The organism is Chitinivorax sp. B (genome assembly GCF_005503445.1).
Taxonomy (GTDB): Bacteria; Pseudomonadota; Gammaproteobacteria; order Burkholderiales; family SCOH01; genus Chitinivorax.
The window spans coordinates 1-1,604 of sequence record NZ_SCOH01000143.1; the positions used below are offsets into that span (position 1 = coordinate 1).

Here is a 1,604-nt window from a genome sequence, read left to right on the forward strand (position 1 = left end):
GGGCTGATCTACTACCGCGCAAGGTGGTATGACCCGAGTATTGGGCGGTTTACGCAGCGTGATCCGTCAGGCTTGGCGGGTGGACTGAATCCCTATGCCTATGTGGATGGTGACCCGATCAACAATATTGATCCAAGTGGGTTGTTGTCTGCCAAAGTCAGCCCGGTCAGGTCTGCGGCCCCATTCACCACCAGTGGCCCGGTGATGGCGGCCGGTGGGCAGAGTTTGCGGGCCAATTCGTCTGTAGCTGTGGCCCGTCCGATTGGCAGTAGCACGCCAACTGGGGCATTAATGGCAGGTTCGACTGGTGTGTTAGGAGGTGGAATATCAACCTCCGGACTCGGTGCTATAGGCAGTGCGTTGGCTGGTGGCGCAGCAATAGGGTCCATTTTGTCGATTCCCGGGGACACTTCGAACAGCCAGCAGAAAACATATGCAACGTATACTAGGGTTCACCCGGTTACTGGGCAGGTATATGCTGGGCGCACTAGTGGTTATAAAGACCCAGCAACATTGGTTAGGGATCGTGGATTGCAACAAACTCATCTTAACAGCGAAGGATTTGCGTTCCCCGTTCTAGATGTGTCAACAACGGATTATGCTGCGATCCGCGGGCGTGAACAACAGCTCATTGATTTCTATGGAGGAGCGCAGACTGTAGGTGGTACTGCTCGGAATGCTATTAATGCCATCCGTGATCTTAACCCGAATAGATACTGGTACATGAGTGCTGCAATCGCAAAATTTGGTGTGATGCAGGACAACTCACCACCCAGGTTTAGATTTGGACCTTAATTAAATGGAAAAACGGAAGCGAACTAAGAAATTTAAAGAGGGGGAGGTATATGCAATACCTCTCAATGAGAATGAAGATGAATTTGCATTTGGTCTGGTGTGTCGAGGTAGAGATTTTGCTTTTTTTGCGCATAAAAGCATTAATTCTTCAATCCCCGAGGGTTTGCTAGAGCTACCCTTTGCATTTAGGGTGATTGTTGCCGAGGATACCCCTAAATCTGGGAACTGGCTTTGCCTTGGGTCTGTAGAGTTAACTGGGCGATATGCAGCCAATGCTTCCTATATCCGGAAGCCAATAGGCTCTGATCAGTGTTATATCTATACTGCGGGAGAAGAAAGACCAGCAGATATTGCTGAATGCAAGGGCCTGGAAATATTGGGAGTTTGGTTCTCAATGCATGTTCGACAAAGGCTATTGGATTATTTTGCAGGTCGTGAAAATGATTTCGTTCTCGCGGTTCATCGTCAGCTCGGCCTCCTTGGAAAAATTTAGAGTATGCCAGATACTCCAACGAGTATGTAATCGTCGGGGACAGAGTGGTTGATTTCAGCGGATAACTGCCGCCAGTGGCGAGCTGCTGGCCAGTTATCAATACGACCCGAACGGCAACCTGACCCTGAAGCGTGTTGGCACTGTGCAACACGCCTTCAGCTACAACAGCCAGCAACAACTGACCCAGATCAATCTGGACAGCACCGCCGGTACGCTACTGGGCCGCTACCGTTACGATGCCGACGGTAAACGCATCGGCCGCAGCGATGGCGCGGGCAGTCAGGATTACCAGTATCTGGGTGATGACATCATCGCC

1 protein-coding gene and 1 pseudogene are annotated in these 1,604 nt (G+C 50.7%); both read left to right on the forward strand.

Annotated features, from left to right (window positions below; translation table 11 throughout):
* Positions 1–6: 6 nt before the first annotated feature.
* A pseudogene (locus FFS57_RS26360) lies at positions 7–132 on the forward strand (RHS repeat-associated core domain-containing protein); the annotation flags it as partial.
* 667 nt (positions 133–799) lie between these two features.
* Positions 800–1,288 carry an Imm26 family immunity protein gene (locus FFS57_RS24870; RefSeq protein WP_137940504.1) on the forward strand — a complete coding sequence of 163 codons (489 nt, stop codon included), beginning with the start codon at positions 800–802 and terminating at the stop codon, positions 1,286–1,288.
* Positions 1,289–1,604 lie beyond the last annotated feature (316 nt).

Bases quoted from the DNA above. Each gene is read 5' to 3' on its own strand.
- FFS57_RS24870 (WP_137940504.1), top strand. From the start codon at position 800: ATGGAAAAACGGAAGCGAACTAAGAAATTTAAAGAGGGGGAGGTATAT.